This is a genomic window from Lentzea sp. NPDC058436 (genome assembly GCF_042721515.1).
GTDB lineage: Bacteria > Actinomycetota > Actinomycetes > Mycobacteriales > Pseudonocardiaceae > Lentzea.
This window is the reverse complement of sequence record NZ_JBHXLF010000015.1, coordinates 20,837-39,787: the sequence shown is the minus strand read 5'-3', so window position 1 is coordinate 39,787 and position 18,951 is coordinate 20,837. Positions and strand designations below refer to the sequence as shown.

12 protein-coding genes are annotated in these 18,951 nt (G+C 70.0%); 10 read left to right on the top strand and 2 right to left on the bottom strand.

What is annotated here, in order from left to right:
• Positions 1–63 precede the first annotated feature (63 nt).
• Both gndA and dacB read left to right on the top strand, forming a co-directional pair.
• Complete coding sequence (gndA, locus tag ACFWN2_RS34520) at positions 64–1,494, top strand: NADP-dependent phosphogluconate dehydrogenase (RefSeq protein ID WP_382434654.1); 1,431 nt, start codon at positions 64–66, stop codon at positions 1,492–1,494.
• On the top strand, positions 1,491–3,023 hold the full coding sequence (gene dacB / locus ACFWN2_RS34515) for a D-alanyl-D-alanine carboxypeptidase/D-alanyl-D-alanine-endopeptidase (protein ID WP_382434652.1): 1,533 nt from the start codon (positions 1,491–1,493) through the stop codon (positions 3,021–3,023). Before gndA ends, dacB begins: the two co-directional genes overlap by 4 nt.
• Positions 3,024–3,076: 53 nt before the next feature.
• On the opposite strand, the gene ACFWN2_RS34510 is transcribed toward dacB, so the two are convergent.
• Together ACFWN2_RS34510 and ACFWN2_RS34505 are read right to left on the bottom strand one after the other, a co-directional pair.
• Positions 3,077–5,290: a SulP family inorganic anion transporter gene (locus ACFWN2_RS34510; RefSeq protein ID WP_382434651.1), complete on the bottom strand. Its 2,214-nt coding sequence runs from the start codon at positions 5,288–5,290 to the stop codon at positions 3,077–3,079.
• A gap of 414 nt (positions 5,291–5,704) precedes the next feature.
• Entirely contained in the window at positions 5,705–6,022 is a 318-nt protein-coding gene (locus ACFWN2_RS34505; protein WP_089917134.1) for a hypothetical protein, read from the bottom strand.
• A 147-nt stretch (positions 6,023–6,169) separates the two neighbouring features.
• On the opposite strand from ACFWN2_RS34505, the gene ACFWN2_RS34500 reads away from it, so the two are divergent.
• The 8 genes from ACFWN2_RS34500 to ACFWN2_RS34465 all read left to right on the top strand — a co-directional run bounded on the left by ACFWN2_RS34500 (position 6,170) and on the right by ACFWN2_RS34465 (position 18,939).
• Positions 6,170–7,018, top strand: coding sequence for a helix-turn-helix domain-containing protein (locus ACFWN2_RS34500; RefSeq protein WP_382434649.1), 849 nt, complete (start codon positions 6,170–6,172; stop codon positions 7,016–7,018).
• Between the two features lie 32 nt (positions 7,019–7,050).
• On the top strand, positions 7,051–7,233 hold the full coding sequence (locus ACFWN2_RS34495) for a DUF397 domain-containing protein (protein ID WP_382434647.1): 183 nt from the start codon (positions 7,051–7,053) through the stop codon (positions 7,231–7,233).
• A gap of 324 nt (positions 7,234–7,557) precedes the next feature.
• The gene (locus ACFWN2_RS34490; protein WP_382434645.1) at positions 7,558–10,392 is read left to right on the top strand and encodes a BTAD domain-containing putative transcriptional regulator; all 2,835 of its coding nucleotides are present in this window, start codon (positions 7,558–7,560) and stop codon (positions 10,390–10,392) included.
• Between the two features lie 70 nt (positions 10,393–10,462).
• On the top strand, positions 10,463–10,618 hold the full coding sequence (locus ACFWN2_RS34485; RefSeq protein ID WP_382434643.1) for a hypothetical protein: 156 nt from the start codon (positions 10,463–10,465) through the stop codon (positions 10,616–10,618).
• An 11-nt stretch (positions 10,619–10,629) separates the two neighbouring features.
• Complete coding sequence (locus ACFWN2_RS34480; RefSeq protein WP_382434641.1) at positions 10,630–13,602, top strand: helix-turn-helix transcriptional regulator; 2,973 nt, start codon at positions 10,630–10,632, stop codon at positions 13,600–13,602.
• 119 nt (positions 13,603–13,721) lie between these two features.
• A complete protein-coding gene (locus tag ACFWN2_RS34475; protein WP_329789774.1) occupies positions 13,722–14,474 on the top strand; it encodes an ABC transporter ATP-binding protein in 753 nt (250 codons plus the stop codon).
• A 7-nt stretch (positions 14,475–14,481) separates the two neighbouring features.
• Positions 14,482–17,001 carry an ABC transporter permease gene (locus ACFWN2_RS34470; RefSeq protein ID WP_382434639.1) on the top strand — a complete coding sequence of 840 codons (2,520 nt, stop codon included), beginning with the start codon at positions 14,482–14,484 and terminating at the stop codon, positions 16,999–17,001.
• Positions 17,002–17,676: 675 nt separating this feature from the next.
• Positions 17,677–18,939 (top strand): extracellular solute-binding protein, encoded by a 1,263-nt coding sequence (locus tag ACFWN2_RS34465; RefSeq protein ID WP_382434637.1) that lies wholly within the window; start codon positions 17,677–17,679, stop codon positions 18,937–18,939.
• Positions 18,940–18,951: the final 12 nt, after the last annotated feature.

Below are 18,951 nucleotides of genomic sequence, written 5' to 3'. Positions count from 1 at the left end.
ACGGAGGCTGAGAACACGCTGTGACACCTCGCGCAAACGTGAAGAACACGGCAGGCTGTCCGCATGACGGAAGGCAAAGCACGTATCGCGGTCACCGGTCTTGCCACCATGGGCAGCAACCTCGCGCGCAACCTCGCGCGCCACGGCTTCAAAACGGCCGTGCACAACCGGACCCCCGCGAAGATGAAGGCCCTGCTGGACGAGCACGGCCACGAGGGCGATTTCGTCGGCGCCGAGACGCTGCAGGACCTGGTGGACAGCCTGCAGACGCCGCGCCAGATCATCATCATGGTCAAGGCGGGTGGCCCCACCGACGCCGTCATCGACGAGCTGAGCGGGCTGCTGGAGCCCGGCGACATGGTCATCGACGGCGGCAACGCGCACTTCAACGACACGCGCCGCCGTGAGGCCGCGCTGAAGGAGAAGGGGCTGCTGTTCGTCGGCGCCGGCATCTCCGGCGGCGAGGAGGGCGCGCTCAACGGCCCGAGCATCATGCCGGGCGGTCCCGCGGAGTCCTACAAGCACGTCGGGCCGGTCTTCGAGGAGATCGCGGCCAAGGTGGACGGTCAGCCGTGCTGCGTGCACGTCGGGCCGGACGGCGCCGGGCACTTCGTGAAGATGGTCCACAACGGCATCGAGTACGCCGACATGCAGCTGATCGCCGAGGCGTACGACCTGCTGAGCCGCATCGGCGGGCAGACGCCGGCGGAGATCTCCGAGGTCTTCACGCAGTGGAACTCGGGCGACCTGGAGTCGTACCTGGTCGAGATCACCGCCGAGGTGCTCAAGCACGTCGACGCCGACGGCACCCCGCTCGTGCAGGTCATCGAGGACGCGGCGGAGCAGAAGGGCACCGGCCGCTGGACGGTGCAGGAGGCGCTGGAGCTGGGCGTGCCGGTCACCGGTATCGCCGAGGCCGTGTTCGCGCGCTCCCTGTCCGGCCACACCGACCAGCGCAAGGCCGTGCGCGACGCGTTCGGCGCCAGCGAGGTCGTCGCGAAGCCGGACGCCGACCTGGTCGACGACGTGCGCCAGGCGCTCTACGCGTCGAAGGTCGTCGCGTACGCGCAGGGCTTCGACATGATGCGCGAGGCGTCGAAGAACTTCGACTGGAACATCGACCTCGGCGCGATGGCGACGATCTGGCGTGGCGGCTGCATCATCCGCGCGCAGTTCCTCAACCGCATCCGCGAGGCGTACGACGCGAACGCGGACATCGCGTCCTTGTTGGTGGACAACTACTTCCGCGATGCGGTGCAGAACGCGGAGGCCGCTTGGCGCAGGGTTGTGGTCCGTGCGGTCGAATCCGGCGTGCCGACTCCTGGCTTCGTGTCCGCTTTGGCCTACTACGACGGACTTCGCTCTGAGCGACTGCCCGCCGCGCTCGTGCAGGGACAGCGGGACTTCTTCGGGGCGCACACGTACAGGCGCACCGACAGGCCCGGTAGCTTCCACACGTTGTGGTCGGGTGATCGATCAGAGGTGGAAGCGTGAAATTTCGTGTTCTGGGGGCGGTCGTCGCTGTGGCGGCAGGGTTCTCCCTGACGTCCAGCGGCGGCGCCGTGGCGGTCGGAAACGAGGCTCTCACGGCTGATCTCGACACGATCCTGGCCGACAACGCGCTCAAGGGCGCGGACGTCGGCCTGGTCGTGCGGGACGCCAACTCCGGAGAAGTGATCTACACCAGGCAGAGCAGCAGGCGTTCCCAGGTCGCGTCGAACCTGAAGCTGCTCACCACGACGACGGCGCTGGACCTGCTGGGTCCCGACTACCGCTGGAAGACCGAGCTCGTCTCGGGCGGCACGAAGTCCGGGTCGACGCTCAACGGCGACCTGGTGCTGCGCGGCGGTGGCGACCCGACGATGTCCCGGCTGCGCTACCAGCAGCTCGCGGACTCGTTGAAGGCCAGCGGTGTCACGACGGTCAACGGCGCGTTGCTCATCGACGACACCAAGTTCGACGCGACGCCGTACGGCAGTGGCTGGGCGTGGGACGACGAGCCGTTCTCCTACAGCGCGGAGACGTCGGCCCTCACGCTCTCGCCGGACGCGAAGTTCAGCGCGGGCACGGTCGTCGTGCGCGTCAAGCCGGGCGCCGCGGCGGGCGCCCCGGCGGTCGTGACGACCGAACCGGCGAACGACCACGTGCAGATCGTGTCCACGGCGACGACCGGCGGCGGCGGTGTCGTGGTGGAACGAGAGCACGGCACGAACCGGATCTTCGTCAGCGGGTCCACGACGGTCGAGACGACCAAGCTCTCGACGGTCAAGGACCCGACAGGGCTCGTCACGTCGGTGTTCCAGAAAGCCTTGCAGGCCAGCGGGATCACCGTCACCGGCGAGGTCAGGAGGCAGAAGGCGCCCGCGGGTGCCGCCGTCCTCGCGACCGACACGTCGATGAAGCTCAGCGAGCTGATCGTGCCGTTGCTCAAGGACAGCAACAACATGCTGGCCGAGGTGCTGGTCAAGTCCGCGGGTGGATCGTTCACCAACGGCGTCAACCAGCTCAGCACCAAGTGGTCCGGTCTCGGTGTCGACCCGAACGCGGTCGAGATCTTCGACGGCTCCGGCATGTCGCGGCTCGACCAGTTCTCGCCGGACGACCTCACCTCGGTGCTGGTCAAGGCGAAGACCAAGCCGTGGTTCGCCGCGTGGCAGGCGTCGCTGCCGGTCGCCGGTGTCGACGGCACGCTGGTCAACCGCATGAAGAACACCCCGGCGGCGGGCAACGTGAAGGCCAAGACCGGGTCGCTCTCGGGCGTCTCCGGCCTGTCCGGCTACGTGACCACGCAGGCCGGCCGGGAGCTCGTGTTCTCGGTGGTGCAGAACAACGTCCTGCTGTTCAACAGCCCGCGCGCCATCGAGGACAGGATCGCCGTGCGCCTGGCCTCGGAGGGCGGTACCGCGGTGGCGCCGCAGGTGCAGTCCGTTCCGCAGCAGCGCAAGGCTCCCGCGCAGGACCGCACCGCGGTTCCCGCGAAGGAGCGCGTCGACGTGGAGTGCTCCTGGATCGGCACCTGCTAGAAGAAGTCCGAAGTGGAGCCGCCCCGAGCGTTTTCGGGGCGGCTCCTCGTTTTCTAGGCCGGCGCCGGCACGGGTTCGAGCCCGTTGCGGTCCGGGTCGACCAGGTACACGCGGGCGTTCGAGATGTCGAAGTACAGGCCCTTCAACGTCAGCGTGCCCGCCGCGATCGCCTCCCGCACGCTCGGGTGCGCGAGCAGGTTGTCGAGCTGCTGCGCGACGTTCGCGACGGCGAGCCGGTCGGCCACCGGCAGGTCCGCGCAGCCGGGCGACGTCGGCGCGTGGAACCGGATCAGCGACGGTTCGGCGTTGCGCAGCCAGGAGTGCAGGTGCGAGCCGCGCGTCGCGGAGCCCTTCACCAGTGCCTTCATCGCGCCGCAGTCGGAGTGTCCGCACACGACGATGGTGCTGACGTTGAGGATCTCCACGGCGTACTCGACCGCCGCGCCGACCGAGCTGTCGTCCGCCGACGGCATCGGCACCAGGTTGCCGATGTTGCGCACGCAGAACAGGTCACCCGGACCGGACGTGGTGATCAGGTTCGGCACCACGCGGGAGTCCGCGCACGTGATGAACAGCTGCTGCGGCCGCTGCCCGCGCACCGCCAGCTCGTGCAGGAACGGCCGCACCAGCGGCGCGGAACGCTGCTCGAACTCGTGCATCCCGCGCAGCATCGGGTCACCTTCCACCGAGGACCGCTGGGCGGGCAGCGTGACCGCGCCAGGGGTGCCCTGCCAGTGCGACCACGGCGCGAACCAGCGCGGCAACGGACCGGGCAACGTCTTGCGCCGCCCCGGTTTGCCCTGGTTCGCCCGGTCGTACCAGGTGTCGTGCACCTCGTCGACCCGCACCCGGCCGCCGAGCCGTTCGTAGCCCTCGCGCCAGTCGTTGATCGCCTCGTACGACGCGTGGTCCAGGTAGTCGACGTGCAGCTCCAGCACCACGGTCCGGCCCAGCGGCATCCGGCGCAGCTCGCGCACGAGCCGCCCGACCCCCAGGAACACCAGCGATCCCCGCACGCACACCCGGTCGCCCTCGACGTGCACCGAGCAGTGCGTCAACCGGTACAGGGCGCGCAGCAACGCGATGGCGAGCCCGACGACCACGCCCTCCAGCAGTCCGAAGAGGACGACCCCGAGCGCGGTCGCCGCGTAGACGACGAACTCCCCGTGCCGCAACAGGGTTCGCATCCGCTGGACCGACACGAGCTTGAGGCCGACGACGAACAGCACGCCCGCCAGCGCCGACAGCGGGATCATCTCCAGCGCGGGGGCGAACGCCAGCACCGCCACCGCGATCCACAGGCCCTGCAGGATCGCCGCGTACCGGGTCTTCGCACCCGCCGCGACGTTCGTGGAGCTGCGCGCGAGGCCACCGCTGATCGGGAAGCCGCCGAGCGCGCCCGCGAGCACGTTGCCGGTGCCCTGCGCGACGAGCTCCTTGTCCAGCCGGGCACGCGGCCCGTCGTGCAGCCGGTCCGTGGCGACGGCCGACAGCAACGACTCCATGCTCGCCACCAGCGCGACCGTGACGACCGCCGCGATCACCGCTCCCGCACTGCCCCGCGGCATCTCCGGGAACACCAGCGCGTGGCTGTCCGGCAGGTCGACCTTGGCGACGTCGAGGCGCAGCGCGAACGTCAGCGCGGTCGCGGCGGCGACGGCCACCAGCGGCGCGGGGATCACCGAGATGCGCGGAACACGGGGCCACAGCAGCAGAACCGCGATCGCCACCGCACCGGCGGTCACCGGTCCGATCGACGCGCCGGCGAGCTCTCCCGGCAGCAGCGCGAGGTTCGCCGGCACGGTCGACCCGGCCGTGCCGCCCAGCACCACCACGAGCTGCCCCGCGGCGATCGAGATGCCGATGCCCGCGAGCATGCCGTGCACGATCGCGGGGGACAGGGACATCACCAGGCGGCTGATCCCGGTGAGCCCCAACGCCACCTGCAGCACCCCCGCGGCCAGTGTGATCGCCGCCGTGGCGGCCCACCCGAACTGCGCGACCAGCCCGGCCACGATCACCACGAGTCCGGTGCCGGGCCCGCTGATCTGCAGCGGCGCGCCGCTGAGCGCGCCGACGACCACGCCGCCGATGATCGCGGAGATGATCCCCGCCATCAGCGGCGCGCCCGTGGCGTGCGCGATGCCGAGCGACAGCGGGATGGAGATGAGGAACAGCACGAAGCTCGCGGGCAGGTCGTGCTTCAGGACCAGCGGAGGGCCGTGCGGGGTGTGGTCGCCGGTGTTGGACCTGGGGTGACGGTTCACGGGTTTTCCTTTGCGGAATGGCGGCATGGCCCTGTGCGACGGAGTGCACAGGGCGGGGAAAGGGGGTGAGCTGGGAGGTGCGCTCTAGTGGTGTGGCGTTCTGCGACGCGTCACCAGAGGCGCTCTAAGGGCAGCATTCGGCGCGGCCGGACGGCATCGAGCTCGTCGGCGCGGTCATGCGGGGTCGGCACGGGAACACCTCCGTGTCGGCACAGGCATCGTGGGGCGGGATCAGGCCGCGTCGCCCTCAATGATGAGGCCGGAATCGGTGCTGTGACAGATCTTTCAGCCAACCGTGTTGATCTTGGCGCGCACCGTCACGCGAGGTGATGACGTAGAAGGGCCGGCTCCGGTCGGGGGGTGCGGAGCCGGCCCAGGTCGGGACGGAACTGAAGAACTATCGAGTTCCGGAATTCAGCCTACCGAGCGCAGGTGCTTGCCGTGCGAAGTCTCCTGGCCGACGACGGTCAGGATCAGCTGCGCCGAGAGGTAGGCACGGCACGGTGCGGGCATCCGCCTGGAGAACCAGCCGCGCTTGCAGGTGGCGCACCGGCCGTGCTCGTCGGGCTGGTGCTCGTCGAGCAGCGCCTTCACCACCGCGACCACCCTCGGCAACTCAACCCTGGCGAGTACGAGGGCGGTCTGGTCGTCGCCGCGTTCGGCGAGATCGGTGAGCGTGGCCAGGTGGGAGTGCAGCGACTTGTCCAGTTGGCTGAACACCGTGACGGCCATCAGGCTCAGAGCTCCAGTCCTTGCGTGAGCAACCCATGCAGACTGTCGCGCCGAACCTGCGATCTGCAAGTTGCAGTACACGAATGGATGACGTCTCTTTGCGACGGGCTCCTTTGCTCTCAAACTGGGAACGACCAGGAGGTGTGGATGCCACGGGGTAGCAGTCCGACCCTGCGCAAGCGACGGCTCGTGAGCGAGCTCCGGCGGCTGCGTGAAGTGGCCGGGCTGACGATCGAGGAGGTGGGCGAGCGCCTGGAGTGCTCGGCCTCCAAGATCAGTCGCATCGAGACGGGCCGTGTGGGTGTGAGCCCGCGCGACGTGCGGGACATGCTCGCCGCCTACGGTGCGGACACCACCACCCTCGAAGAACTGGTCCAGCTGGCCAGGGAAGCCCGTCGCAAGGCGTGGTGGGACGAGTTCGGCGACATCGTGCCCGGTCGTTACGTGGGGTACGAGGCCGACGCGGACTCGATCAGGACCTACCAGGGGCTGATGATCCCGGGCCTGCTGCAGTGCGAGGCGTACACGAGGGCGTTGATCTCCCAGGTGCTGCCGGACGCGAGCGCCGCCGAGATCGACCGGCGCGTCCGGTTGCGCAAGGCCCGGCAGGCCTTGCTGAGTGAGGACGACCCGTTGCGCCTGCACGTCGTGATCGACGAGGCGGCCCTGCGCAGGCTCGTCGGCGGCGCCGGGGTGATGCGCGTGCAGATGGCGCGTCTTCTCGAAGTCGGTGCGTTGCCGAACGTCACGATGCAGGTCGTGCCGTTCAGCGCCGGAGGTCATGCCGCGATGGACGGCCCGTTCGTCATCCTGAGCTTTCCGGAGCGGCTCGACCCCGACGTGGTGTACATCGAGAGCACCAGAAGCGGCGTCTACCTGGAACAACAGTCAGACGTGAATTCCTACGCCGAGATGTTCGAGCGTCTCGTGAAGTCCGCTCTGAGTCAGCGGGAATCGGAAACCCTGATCACCGGGATCGCTCGCACTCTCGCGTGACAGCGACCGGGAGTGAACAGACAGTGGAAAGCTTGCGTTGGCGCAAGAGCAGCAGGTCGTCGGCCGGTGGACCGGAGTGCGTCGAGATCGCCCTCGACGCCCGCGGCGCGGCCGTTCGCGACAGCAAGAACGCGGACGGGGCTCGGCTGAAGTTCGGCGACGCGGGATGGGACACGTTCCTCGCCGCCGCGAAGACCGGCTCTTTCGTCAGCTGATCGGAAGATGAAGCAGAGGGCCCCGGCTGGATGATCCAGCCGGGGCCCTCTGCGTTTCACGGGGGGACGTGGGTCGGCCGGCGTTCCGCCGCCGCGGGCTGGATGCCCCTTGCACGCCGGCCGACCCACGTCGATCATGGGGAGCAGCGGGTGTTCCGCTGTCCGGTCCAACCTGTTCCGACTCCGCGATCTCCGGTTTCCTTTGATCTCGCGGTCTGTGGTTGGTTGGACACGCTAAGCGTAAGAATGGCTTCTACAGCACGACTGGAGCCCGACTGAAGTGATCTTCGAGCTCCCGGTGGCCCACAGGCGAAGGACAGATCGGTGACGGCTGGCGAGGAACCCCCGCGGTTCGAGGTTCTCGGCCTTCTCCGAGGCGTTCGCGCAGGTCAAGAGGTTGATCTCGGGGCAGCGAAGCAACGTGCCGTCCTCGCCGTCCTGCTGCTGGCGCGCAACACGCCGGTCAGCCGCGGGCAGATCATCGAGGCCGTCTGGGGCGACAACGTGCCCTCCAGTGCCGTGAACCTGGTCCAGACCTATGTGGCCGGCCTGCGCAGGGCACTCGAACCGACCCGCGCGCGCAGGGCCCCGGCCGAGCTGCTGACGTCCGTCGGCGACGGCTACCTGATGCGCGTCGAGCCAGGCGCCCTCGACCTCGACGTGTTCGAACGTCAAGTCCTGCTCGCGAACCGCCTGCGCGCCGCCGGTGACCTCGCCGGAGCCGCGGTGGAGCTGGACGACGCGCTGGCGTTGTTCCGCGCGGAGCCCCTCGGCGGCGTCTCCGGCCTCTTCGCCGACGTCGAACGCGGCCGTCTCGTCGAACGCAGGCTGGCGGTGCTGGAGGAACGCGCCGAGCTCGGCCTCGCGATCGGGCAGGGCCCGGAGCTGTTGTCCCAGCTGGGGTTCATGGTCGCCGAGCACCCGTTGCGCGAACGCGGCCACGGGCTGCTGATGCGCGCGCTGGTCCAGGCGGGCAGGCAGGCCGAGGCGCTGGCCGCGTACCGGGAGGCCCGCGCGGTGCTGATCGAGGAGCTCGGCGTCGAGCCGGGCTTCGAGCTGCGCCGCGTGCACCAGGCCGTGCTGACGGGGGACAGCCCCGAGCCGGAACGCGCGCCGGTCCGCGTGCCGGTCCAGCCCACCGCTGCCGAACCCGCGCCGGTGACGGTTCCCGCGCAGCTGCCCCGCGCACCCGCGTCGCTGGTCGGCAGGGACGCGGAGGTGGCGTGCATGGACGCGTTGCTGCGCGGCCCCGGCGGCCCGGTGGTGCTGGTGACCGGTCCGGCGGGCGTGGGCAAGACCGCGCTGGCCCTGCACTGGGCGCACCGGGTGCGCGAGGAGTTCCCCGACGGCCAGCTCTACGTCGACGTGCACGGCTACGACCCGAACAGGGAACCGCTGGAGATCGGCGAGGTGCTCAACCGGTTCCTGCGGGCGCTGGGCGTTCCCGCCGGCGACACCCCGGTCTCGGTCGACGAACGCTCCGCGTTGCTGCGCACGTTGCTGGCCGACCGCAGGATGCTGGTGATGCTCGACAACGTCCGCGGCTCGGCCGACCTGCTGCCGTTGCTGCCGGGCGCGCCCTCGTGCGTCGTCGTGACGTCGCGCCGACGGTTGGTCGGGCTCGTCGCGCAGGTCGAGGCGAAGCTGGTCGAGCTGGACATGCTCGACCCGGACGCCGCCGTCGCCGTGCTGGACCGCATCGCCGGCCGGTCCGACACGGAGGCTCACGCCCTTCGTCAACTCGCTGAACTCTGCGACGGCTTACCCCTCGCGCTGCGCATCGCGGCCGCCCGTCTCGCCGTGTCACCCCGTCTGCGCGTGGCCGAACTGGTCGAGGAACTGCAGGACGAACAGGGCCGTCTCGCCGCTCTCGGCTTGGAAGACGGCGAGGGGACCGTGCGCGCCGCACTGGACGCCTCGCGCCGTGCGTTGCCCGAGGAACCGTCCCGGTTGCTGGCGATCATCGGCCTGCACCCCGGCGCCGACCTGACCCCGCACGTGGTCGCCGCGCTGGGCGACGTGCCGCTGCTGGAGGCCCAACGCGCTTTGGACGCGTTGACGGCCGCGAACCTGCTGTCCGTCAGCGAACCCGGCAGGCACTTCGCGCACGACATCGTCCGCGTCTACACGAAGACCCTGGCGGGGGAGCTGTCCGAACCGGAACGCCGTGCCGCCACCGGCCGGATGCTCGACTACTACCTGCACTGCGCGGACCTCGCCGACGGCCTCCTGCCGATCAACCGCGGCAGCGTCCTGGTCGCGCCGGAGCACCGGCCCGTCCACGTGCCGGTGATCTCCGGTCCCGCGGACGCGACGGCCTGGTTCGACGCCGAACGCGCGAACCTCATCGCCGCCGCCGAGCTCGCCTCCGCCGCCGGCTGGCACGTCCACGCGTGGCAGCTGCCGTACACGTTGTCGCGGTACCTGTGGCTGCGGACCGAACGCGAGACGTCGTTGCGCCTCACCGAGGCCGCGCTGCAGGCGGCCATCGCGCTGAACGACGACGACGCCCGGTTCGTCATGCAGTTCAACCTGGGCGTGGCGTTGCTGCAGTTCGAACGCTTCGAGGAGGCCCTGCAAGCTCAGCAGGGCGCGCTGGACGTGGCCCGCCGCAAGGAGGACGTGCACCAGCAGGCACGCGCGTTGACGACGGTCGCCGGCACGTTGCTCGACCTGGGCAGGGCCGAGGAGGCCGAGCAGCACTACCGCGAGGCCATGGAGATCTCGCGGATCGCGGGCTCGAAGTGGGCCGAGGCCAACGCCCACCACCACCTCGGCCTGCTGTACCTGAGCACCCAGCGGTTCGACGACGCGATGCCGTGGCTGCGGGTGGCGCTGACGATGTACCACGAGGTGGGCGAGCAGTGCGGGGAAGCGGCCTGCCACACCGACATCTCCACGGCTCTGCTGGAGACCGGCGACACGGACGGCGCGCTGTCCTCGGCCCGTACGGCGCTGGCCGTGGCGTGCGACGCCGTCTCGCCGTACCACCAGGCGTTGGCGCACGACCGGCTCGCGGCGGTGTTCGAACGGCTGGGGGCGGCTGGGGCGGCGGCGCACTGGCAGCGGGCTTTGGCGCTGTTCACCGAGCTGGGGGCGCCTGAGGCGGACGGGGTGCGGGCGCGGCTGGCTCGGGCGCGCGTGGTGACGGTCGGGTAAGGGATCGTCCGCCCACGACTGCGTGATCGCCTGATGCCCGAGGTGAGGCCTCAGGACGACTCTCAGGTCCATGAACGAGTGGACCCCTGAGGCGATCAAGGCGGAAATCGACTACCGGCGTGGCAACGCCCGGTGCAACTGGCAGCGGTCGAACGGCACCGGGCCGTCGTGGCTGGGCCGGGTGATCCACCGCACGGCTCGGAAACTCGGCGGCAACCACGCATGACGTGTGACAGCATGCCCCTTGTGGCGCGCCTGGGTTCCGGAATTCCGCTGGTCGCGCGCGATCGGGAACTGGACCGGTTGCGCGCTGCTCTGGCCCAGGCGGGCGAGGGCACCGCGGGGGCCGTGCTCCTCGCCGGTGACGCGGGCGTCGGCAAGACCCGGCTGATCGACGAGCTGGCCGCCAGCGCCGAGGACACCCTGGTCCTCACGGGACGGTGCCTCGACGCGGGCGAGACCGGCCTGCCGTACCTGCCGTTCGCCGAGGCGCTGGGCAAGCTCAAGACCGACGTGCTGAACCGCCCGGCGCTCGCGATGTTGCTGCCGCAGCTGGCATTGCCCGCCGCACGCGAGCCCGGCACCGAGGGCATGATCGCGCCGAGCCTGATCCCAGGCCGCAGGCCCGAGCAGGACGTCGGCCAGCTCCAGCTGTTCGACGCCGTGCTCGGGCTGCTGAGCGATCTCTCCGAACGGCAGCGCGTGCTGCTCGTCGTCGAGGACCTGCACTGGGCCGACGCGTCGACCCGCTACCTGCTGTCGTTCCTGTTGTCCCGCCTGCGTTCCCAGCGTCTGCTGGTCGTCGGCACCTACCGCGCGGACGACCTGCACCGCAGCCATCCGTTGCGCCCCTTGCTGTCCGAGCTGGTCCGGCTGTCCGCCGTCGACCGCCTGGACCTCACGCCGTTCAACGCCGCGGACGCCCGCCGGTTCGTCGAGGCGTTGTCCGACGACCTGCCCGCCGACGTCGTCCAGCAGGTCGCGCAACGCTCCGAGGGCAACGCGTTCTTCGCCGAGGAGCTCATCGCGGTGGCCACCTGCGACGACGCCAGGTCGTTGCCGTCCGCGCTCGCCGACGTCCTGCTCAGCCGCGTCGAGAGCCTCGGTTCCGAGGCGCAGCACGTCGTCCGCGTCGCGTCGGCCTGGGGGCGCCGGGTCCGGCACTACCGGCTGCACGAGGTCTCGGGCATGACGGACATCGCGTTCGACACGGCGTTGCGCGAGCTGGTCCAGCACCACCTGCTCGTCGTGAACGACGACGAGGTCTACGCCTTCCGGCACGCCCTCGTCCGCGAGGCCGTCTACGGTGATCTGCTGCCGGGCGAACGGGTTCGGCTGCACGCCGCCTACGCGCGTCACCTGGCCCAGCGGCTGGACGAACGCGGTACGTCGGCGGCACTGGCCCACCACGCCTTCGAGAGCCACGACCTGCCGCAGGCGCTCACCGCCTCGATCCAGGCGTCCAAGGAGGCCGAACGCGCCGGAGCGCCCGCGGAGTCGTTGCGGTACCTGGAGAAGGCGCTCAACCTGTGGAACGCGGTGCCCGAGCCGGACCGTCCGTCCGATGTGGACGAGTCGGTGCTGTTGCGGCGTGCCTCCTGGGTCGCGGGCACGGCGGGGCAACCGGAACGGGCCGTGGCGTTCGCCCGCAGTGCCACCAAGGCGATCAGCGCCGAGCAGACGCCGGAGGAGGCGGCCGAGATCTGGCTGCGGCTCTCGCAGGCCCTCTCGATCCTCGACGGCAACGAGGAGGAGGGCTTCCTGGTCGTCGGCAAGGCGCTCGCTCTCGTGCAGGACCGCGACGCCAGCCCCACGCGTGCCCGTGTGTTCGCCGGCAAGGCTTCTTCCCTGCGCCAGCAACGCGAGGACGCGGCCGCGCGCGAGGCCGCCGAGCTCGCGATCGCGGACGGTCAGACGGCGAACGCGCCCGGTGCCGTCGCGGACGGCCTGGGAACGCTGGCGATCCTCGACGACCACGCGAACGAGCCGGAGGTCGCGAAGGCCAGCTTCGAGCGCGCGATCGAGTGCGCGCGTGAGGTCGGAGCGTTCAACAACGAGCTGAGGGCCTGGTACTACTACGGCCTGATGCACTACGACCGCGGTGAGCTGGCCGAGGCCGCGCGCGTCTTCAACCTGGCGGGGGACAGGGCCAAGGAGACCGGCCTGACCTGGAGCATGTTCGGGCTGGAGATCCGCATCCTGCAGGTGCTGGTGCACTACTACATCGGCGACTGGGACTACGCGGCGTGGGCCAGCGAACCGCCCGGCATGTCGGTGTCGTCGACCGTGCTGGCCAGGCTGGCGGCGGCGAGCACGCACCTCACGGTCTCGCGCGGCGACCTGGCCGAGTCCGAGCGGATGATCACGAAGCTGCGCAGCGACTGGCACCGCGACATCCAGATCGCGCTGATCACCGGCGGTACGGGCGCGGAGCTCGCGTTGTGGCGCGGCCGTCCGGAACTGGCCGTCGAACGCGTCACGGACGCGCTGGCGTGGGCGCGCAAGCTCGGTGGCCCGTGGATGCTCGCCGGGATCAGGATCGGCGCGGTCGGCATCGCGGCGCACGCGGAGATCGCCGCGAAGGCCCGCCGCAAACGCGACGCCGAGGCCGAGAAGAACGCTGTCGCCGCGGGACATGAGCTCGCCGAGCACGTGCGGCTGACCGCGCGGAACGGCAAGCCGCGCGCCGGCGTTCTGGGACCGGAAGGCCGCGCGTGGCTGGCCCGTGCGCTCGCCGAGGAGTCCAGGCTGACCGGGGCCGGTGACCCAGAGCTGTGGCAGGCCGCCGTCGACGAGTTCGCCTACGGGGTCCTGTTCGAGCAGGCGCTGAGCCGGTGGCGGCTCGCGGAGGCGTTGCTCGGCGCGGACCGCCGTGACGAGGCCGCCGACCAGCTCCGCCAGGCAGACGAGGTGGCCGCGAAGCTCAAGGCCGTTCCGCTCGGCGAGGCCGTCGCGGCGTCCGCCAAGCGGGCCCGCGTCACCCTCAGGGCGGACGTCCCGGTGCGCGAGCAGATCGACCTCTTCACCCCGCGCGAACGCGACGTGCTCGGCCTGGTGGCCTCGGGACGCACGAACCGCGAGGTCGGCGAGGAGCTCTACATCAGCGAGAAGACCGTTTCCGTGCACCTTTCCCGGATCATGGCCAAGCTGGGGGCGTCACGGCGTGCCGAGGCCGTGGCGATCGCGTACGACCGGGGTCTGCTGGAGTAGCGCGGGTTGTCATACCTCAGGCTGATGCGCAACGCGTCGCGGAGTTGATGTCCGCTCACTCAGGCTGCTCATAGCTTCTTCCTCAGCACGGAACATCCCCTGTGAGGAAGGCAAGAGACATGTCAGCACTGGTGTCCGAGGTCGGGACCCGGACCGCCGCGGCGGCCCACAACCTGGTGAAGGTCTACGGCAAGGGTGACACCGCGGTGCGGGCGCTCGACGGCATCAACGTCGCCTTCCAGGCCGGCCGCTTCACCGCGATCATGGGCCCGTCCGGCTCCGGCAAGTCCACGCTGATGCACTGCCTCGCGGGACTGGACACGGTGGACAGCGGCGCGATCCACATCGGACAGACCGAGATCACCAAGCTGAACGACAAGGACCTCACCAAGCTGCGCCGCGACCGCGTCGGCTTCGTGTTCCAGGCGTTCAACCTGCTGCCGACGCTGACCGCCGAGCAGAACATCCTGCTGGGCCTCGAACTCGCGGGCCGCAAGCCCGACAAGGAGTGGTTCGACACCATCGTCAACGTGCTGGGCCTGCGCGACCGCCTCACGCACCGCCCGACCGAGCTGTCCGGTGGCCAGCAGCAGCGCGTGGCGTGCGCCCGTGCGCTCGTCGCCCGTCCCGAGGTCATCTTCGCGGACGAGCCGACCGGCAACCTGGACTCCCGCAGCGGCGCCGAGGTCCTCGACTTCCTGCGCATGTCGGTCCGCAAGCTGGGCCAGACCGTGATCATGGTGACGCACGACCCGGTGGCCGCGAGCTACGCGGACCGCGTGGTGCTGCTCGCCGACGGACGACTCGCGGGCGAGATCCACCAGCCCACCACCGAGTCCGTCGTCAACGCTCTCACGCACCTGGGGGCGTGAGCTAAAGATGCTGAAGACGATCCTTGCGGGCCTGCGAGCCCGCACGGCGAGGCTGGTGCTGTCCAGCATCGCCATCGCGCTCGGCGTCGCGTTCGTGACGGGCACGCTCGTGCTCGGCGACGCCGTCGGTGAGCAGACCAGGGACAACTTCGCCCGCAGCGCCCGCAACGTCGACGCGGCCGTGCACACGACGGAGACCAGCCCCAACCGGGAGGACGGCATCCCAGCCGACTTCCTGCAGAAGATCCGCAGCACGCCCGGCGTCGAGGGCGCCGACTCGCGCGAGTTCGGCAGCGCCGCGTTGCTCAGCGGTGAGGGCAAGGCGCGCAACGCGCTGGTGCAGCCACTGCCGACCACGGAGAAGCTGCGCGACTTCAACGTCAAGGAGGGCCGGTACCCGGCCAAGGCCGACGAGGCCGCGGTCGACACCAAGACCGCCCAGATCGCGAAGCTCAAGGTCGGCGACAAGCTCAAGCTGCTCGACAAGGACAACGCCGAGCACGTCTACACCATCGTCGGCACCTACCAGCAGGGCGCGAGCAGCATCTCGATGTCCGGCAGCGACCACGTCGTGCTGTCGCCGGACGGCCTGCGGGCGTTGATCCCGGACCAGCGGATCTACGAGATCGTCGCGGTCGCCAAGTCCGGCGTGACTCAGCAGCAGCTCGTCGACAACATCACCAAGGCCATCGGCACCGGCTACCAGGTGCAGACCGGCGAGCAGCTGACCCAGGCCACGCTGGCCCAGGTCGGCGACGCCGCCAACGAGATCAAGACGGTCCTGCTGGGGTTCGCCGCCATCTCGCTCATCGTCGCGGGCATGGTCATCTACAACACCTTCACGATCCTCGTCGCCCAGCGCACGAAGGAACTGGCGCTGCTGCGCTGCGTCGGAGCGGAACGCGGGCAGGTGTTCCGGTCCGTGCTCGCCGAAGCGCTCTTCATGGGCCTCGCGGCGTCGGTGCTCGGCATCCTCGGCGGACTCGGCGTCTCGGCCGGCCTGCAGGCGTTCATCAGCACGGTCGGCGGCCCCAGCGGCAGCGAGGACGCGCCGATCCGCCTGCCGATCTCTTGGGTGACGATCGCCGCCGGCTTCGGCGTGGGCGTGGTCGTGACCGTGCTCTCCGCCGTGCTCCCGGCCCGCCGCGCCACCCAGGTCGCCCCCGTGGCGGCCCTGCGCTCGCAGCCGGACAGCTCCGACGACGTCGCCCGCACCGGCAAGGTCCGGATCGCCGTCGCGACCCTCGTCGCCCTCCTCGGCGGTGCCGGCGTCTACCTCGGCCTGCAGCAGGAGAAGGAGGAGCCGGCGATGTTCATCACCGGCGGCGCCACCATGGTCCTGCTGTTCGCGGTGCTGCTCCTCGGCCCGCTCTACGTGCCGCTGGTGAACCGCCTGTTCGGCAAGGCGCTGCGCGGCGTCCCGGCCAAGCTGGCCTCGGCCAACGCGGGCCGCAACCCCAAGCGCACCGCCGCGACCACGGCGGCGCTGATGATCGGCGTGACCATCGTCGCGATGGTGACCGTCGTGGCGGGCAGCGGCCGCGCGACCATGAACGAGAAGGTCGACGCGCGCTTCCCCTCCGACTACGCGGTCAAGTCGAACGTCTACAGCCAGCCGCTGTCCCTGAAGTTCGTCGACGACCTCGCGAAGGTGCGCAACGTCGCCCAGGTCGCCCCGGAGCTCAGGATCTTCGGCGAGTCCCCGAAGCTCGAGTACGCCGACGTCACCGGCTACCCGACCGAGGCGCTCGGTTCCCTGGTGCGCCCCGAGCTCGCCGGCGGCACGCTGACCGGGCTCAAGGACGGCGAGCTCGCCATGCGCGAGAAGGAAGCCACGGTCGCGGGCGTCACCATCGGCTCCACCGTCCCGATCAGCGGCAAGGACCTCAAGGTCGTCGCCCTGATCAAGGACAACAACTTCGGCACCGGCATCGTGACGCTCAAGACCGCCGAGTCCCTGTCGAGGGAACCCGTCAAGGGCTACCAGAACGTGCTGGTCAAGCTCGCCCCCGGCACGGACATCACCGCGGCCCGCGCCGACCTGGAACGGGTCATCGCGACCTCACCGGTGGCGGTGCTGGACTCCGCCGCCGAGACCAAGGCCGAGCTCAACGCGCAGATCGACCAGATCCTGCTCTTCATCTGGGCACTGGTCGGCCTTGCCCTGATCATCGCCCTGTTCGGCATCGCGAACACGCTGACGCTCTCCGTCCTGGAACGCACCCGCGAGTCCGCGCTCCTGAGGGCGTTGGGCCTGACGAGGGGCCAGCTGCGTCAGATGCTCGTCGTCGAGTCGATCCTGATGGCCCTCATCGGCGCCGTCGTGGGCGTCCTGCTGGGCGCGGGCTTCGGCTGGCTGCTGGTCGAGGCGATCTCGAACCCGGAGTTCCGGATCAGCTTCTCGATCCCGTTCGGACAGATCGGCATCATGCTCGGCCTGGCGGTGATCGCGGCGATCATCGCGGCGGCCCTGCCCGCCCGCCGCGCGGCCAGGAACTCGGTGGTCGCGGGCATGGCGGACGCTTAGGGCCTGTGTCGAAGTCCGATCCGCGACAGCCGGGCCCGAGGAGGCCCCTGGCGGCACGGCCGAAAGGCCCACGTACAACACCGGTACGCGGGCCTTTCGGCCGCACCACCAGGAACCACCTCAAGCGCGACTGTCATCGAACCGGACTTCGACACAGGCCCTAGTACACCCCGCCCGGCCTCGCTGTCGGGGGCCACGGCCGGGCGGGTTCGGGAGTGCGGGAAACAGGGGCCCGCACGACCGGGGGATCGGTGGAGGTCCGGTGCCGTCGGGGGCACCGGGCCTCTGCTGTTTCGATGCAGCCACGCTCGCAAGGGGACGGACGCAATCCATGTTCACCTGCATGAACAACTGAGACGCGTACCCCAGAATCCCGGCCCCAACCCACCCCGCCGGAAAAATCTTGGTCCCCACGCGTCACGTTTCCCCCGAAACCCCCTCTACCAGGGGTGAGGGACGACCGGAGCGAGGGCCCGGTCGTCCCTCTTCGTCGTTCTGGCACCCCCGGCCGCCGCTCCGAAGGACACGTTCGGCTCTCGGGCGAAGGTTTTTGTTGCCCGCCTCCACAAAGTTACGGAACGATGTCGACCGCTTGACACCCGCGCGTCTCCGGTTGAGTGTGAGAGCGCTCTCATCACAGTTAAGCGCCGCTCACGGCGTCGTCGAGGAGGACGGATGAGCAAGAGGCTGGTCGGCAGCGCTGCTGCGGCCATGGTGATGGTCATGGTCGCCGGTTGCGGCGGGGGTTCACAGGCCGACGGAAAGATCGAGCTGTCGCTGGGCCTCTTCTCGGACTTCGGGTACGACAAGCTCATCGAGGAGTACCAGGCCTCGCACTCGAACATCAAGATCGAGCAGCGCAAGGTCAAGATGGAGCAGCACAACACGCAGCTCGCGACGCAGCTCGCGGGTGGCCGTGGTGCCGCCGACATCGTGGCCCTCGAGGAGGGCGTGGTCTCGCAGTTCCGCGCCTCCAAGGACAAGTTCGTGAACCTGGCCGAGTACGGGGCCAAGGACCTGAAGGACCAGTGGGCCGGGTGGAAGTGGAACCAGGGCACCGCTGACAACGGTGAGTTCGTGCTGGGGCTGGGCACGGACATGGGCAGCCTGGGTCTCTGCTACCGCGCTGACCTGTTCGCGGCGGCGGGCCTGCCCACCGACCGCGCCGAGGTCGCGAAGTTGTGGCCCACGTGGGCCGACTACGCGAAGGTCGCCGACCAGTTCGCGGGCAAGACGCCGGACGTGAAGTTCGTCGACACCGCCCGCAACGTCTACAAGGCGATCCTCGACCAGACCGAGGAGGGCTACTTCGCGAAGGACGACTCGTACATCGCGGAGAAGAACGACAAGGTCAAGACGGCGTTCGACCAGGCGGCGGCGCTGGGCACCAAGGGGCAGACCGGTGCCCTGGAGCCGTTCAGCCAGGACTGGAACGTCGCGCTGAAGCAGGGTTCGTTCGCCACCACCACGTGCCCGGCCTGGGCGCTCGCGCTGATCAAGGCGGGTGCCGGCGACGCGGCGGCCGGGAAGTGGGACGTGACGACGGCGCCCGGTGGCGGCGGCAACTGGGGCGGTTCGTTCCTGGCCGTCCCGAAGCAGGGCAAGCACCCGAAGGAGGCCTACGAGCTCGCCAAGTGGCTCACGGCCCCCGAGCAGCAGAAGCGCATCTTCAAGGAGACGGGCAACCTGCCGTCGCAGCCGAAGGTCTACCAGGACTCCGAGGTGCAGGCGACCGTCAACGAGTACTTCAACAAGGCTCCGGTGGGCCAGATCTTCGCGACCTCGGCGGAGTCGCTGAAGCCGACCTACCGCGGCACGAAGGACTCGAAGGTCGGACCGGTGTTCGGCACCGCTCTGACCCGCGTGGAGCAGGGCAAGCAGTCCGCGGCTGACGCGTGGACGCAGGCCCTGAAGGAAGCGACGGACGCCGCCAAGTGACGGTGACTCGTC

What these genes read in the sequence shown, in the direction of transcription:
- gndA (WP_382434654.1), top strand. Translation starts at nt 64, where the DNA reads ATGACGGAAGGCAAAGCACGTATCGCGGTCACCGGTCTTGCCACCATG.
- ACFWN2_RS34505 (WP_089917134.1), bottom strand. Translation starts at nt 6,022, where the DNA reads ATGGCCGTCACGGTGTTCAGCCAACTGGACAAGTCGCTGCACTCCCAC.
- ACFWN2_RS34500 (WP_382434649.1), top strand. Translation starts at nt 6,170, where the DNA reads ATGCCACGGGGTAGCAGTCCGACCCTGCGCAAGCGACGGCTCGTGAGC.
- ACFWN2_RS34485 (WP_382434643.1), top strand. Translation starts at nt 10,463, where the DNA reads ATGAACGAGTGGACCCCTGAGGCGATCAAGGCGGAAATCGACTACCGG.
- ACFWN2_RS34480 (WP_382434641.1), top strand. Translation starts at nt 10,630, where the DNA reads ATGCCCCTTGTGGCGCGCCTGGGTTCCGGAATTCCGCTGGTCGCGCGC.
- ACFWN2_RS34475 (WP_329789774.1), top strand. Translation starts at nt 13,722, where the DNA reads ATGTCAGCACTGGTGTCCGAGGTCGGGACCCGGACCGCCGCGGCGGCC.
- ACFWN2_RS34470 (WP_382434639.1), top strand. Translation starts at nt 14,482, where the DNA reads ATGCTGAAGACGATCCTTGCGGGCCTGCGAGCCCGCACGGCGAGGCTG.
- ACFWN2_RS34465 (WP_382434637.1), top strand. Translation starts at nt 17,677, where the DNA reads ATGAGCAAGAGGCTGGTCGGCAGCGCTGCTGCGGCCATGGTGATGGTC.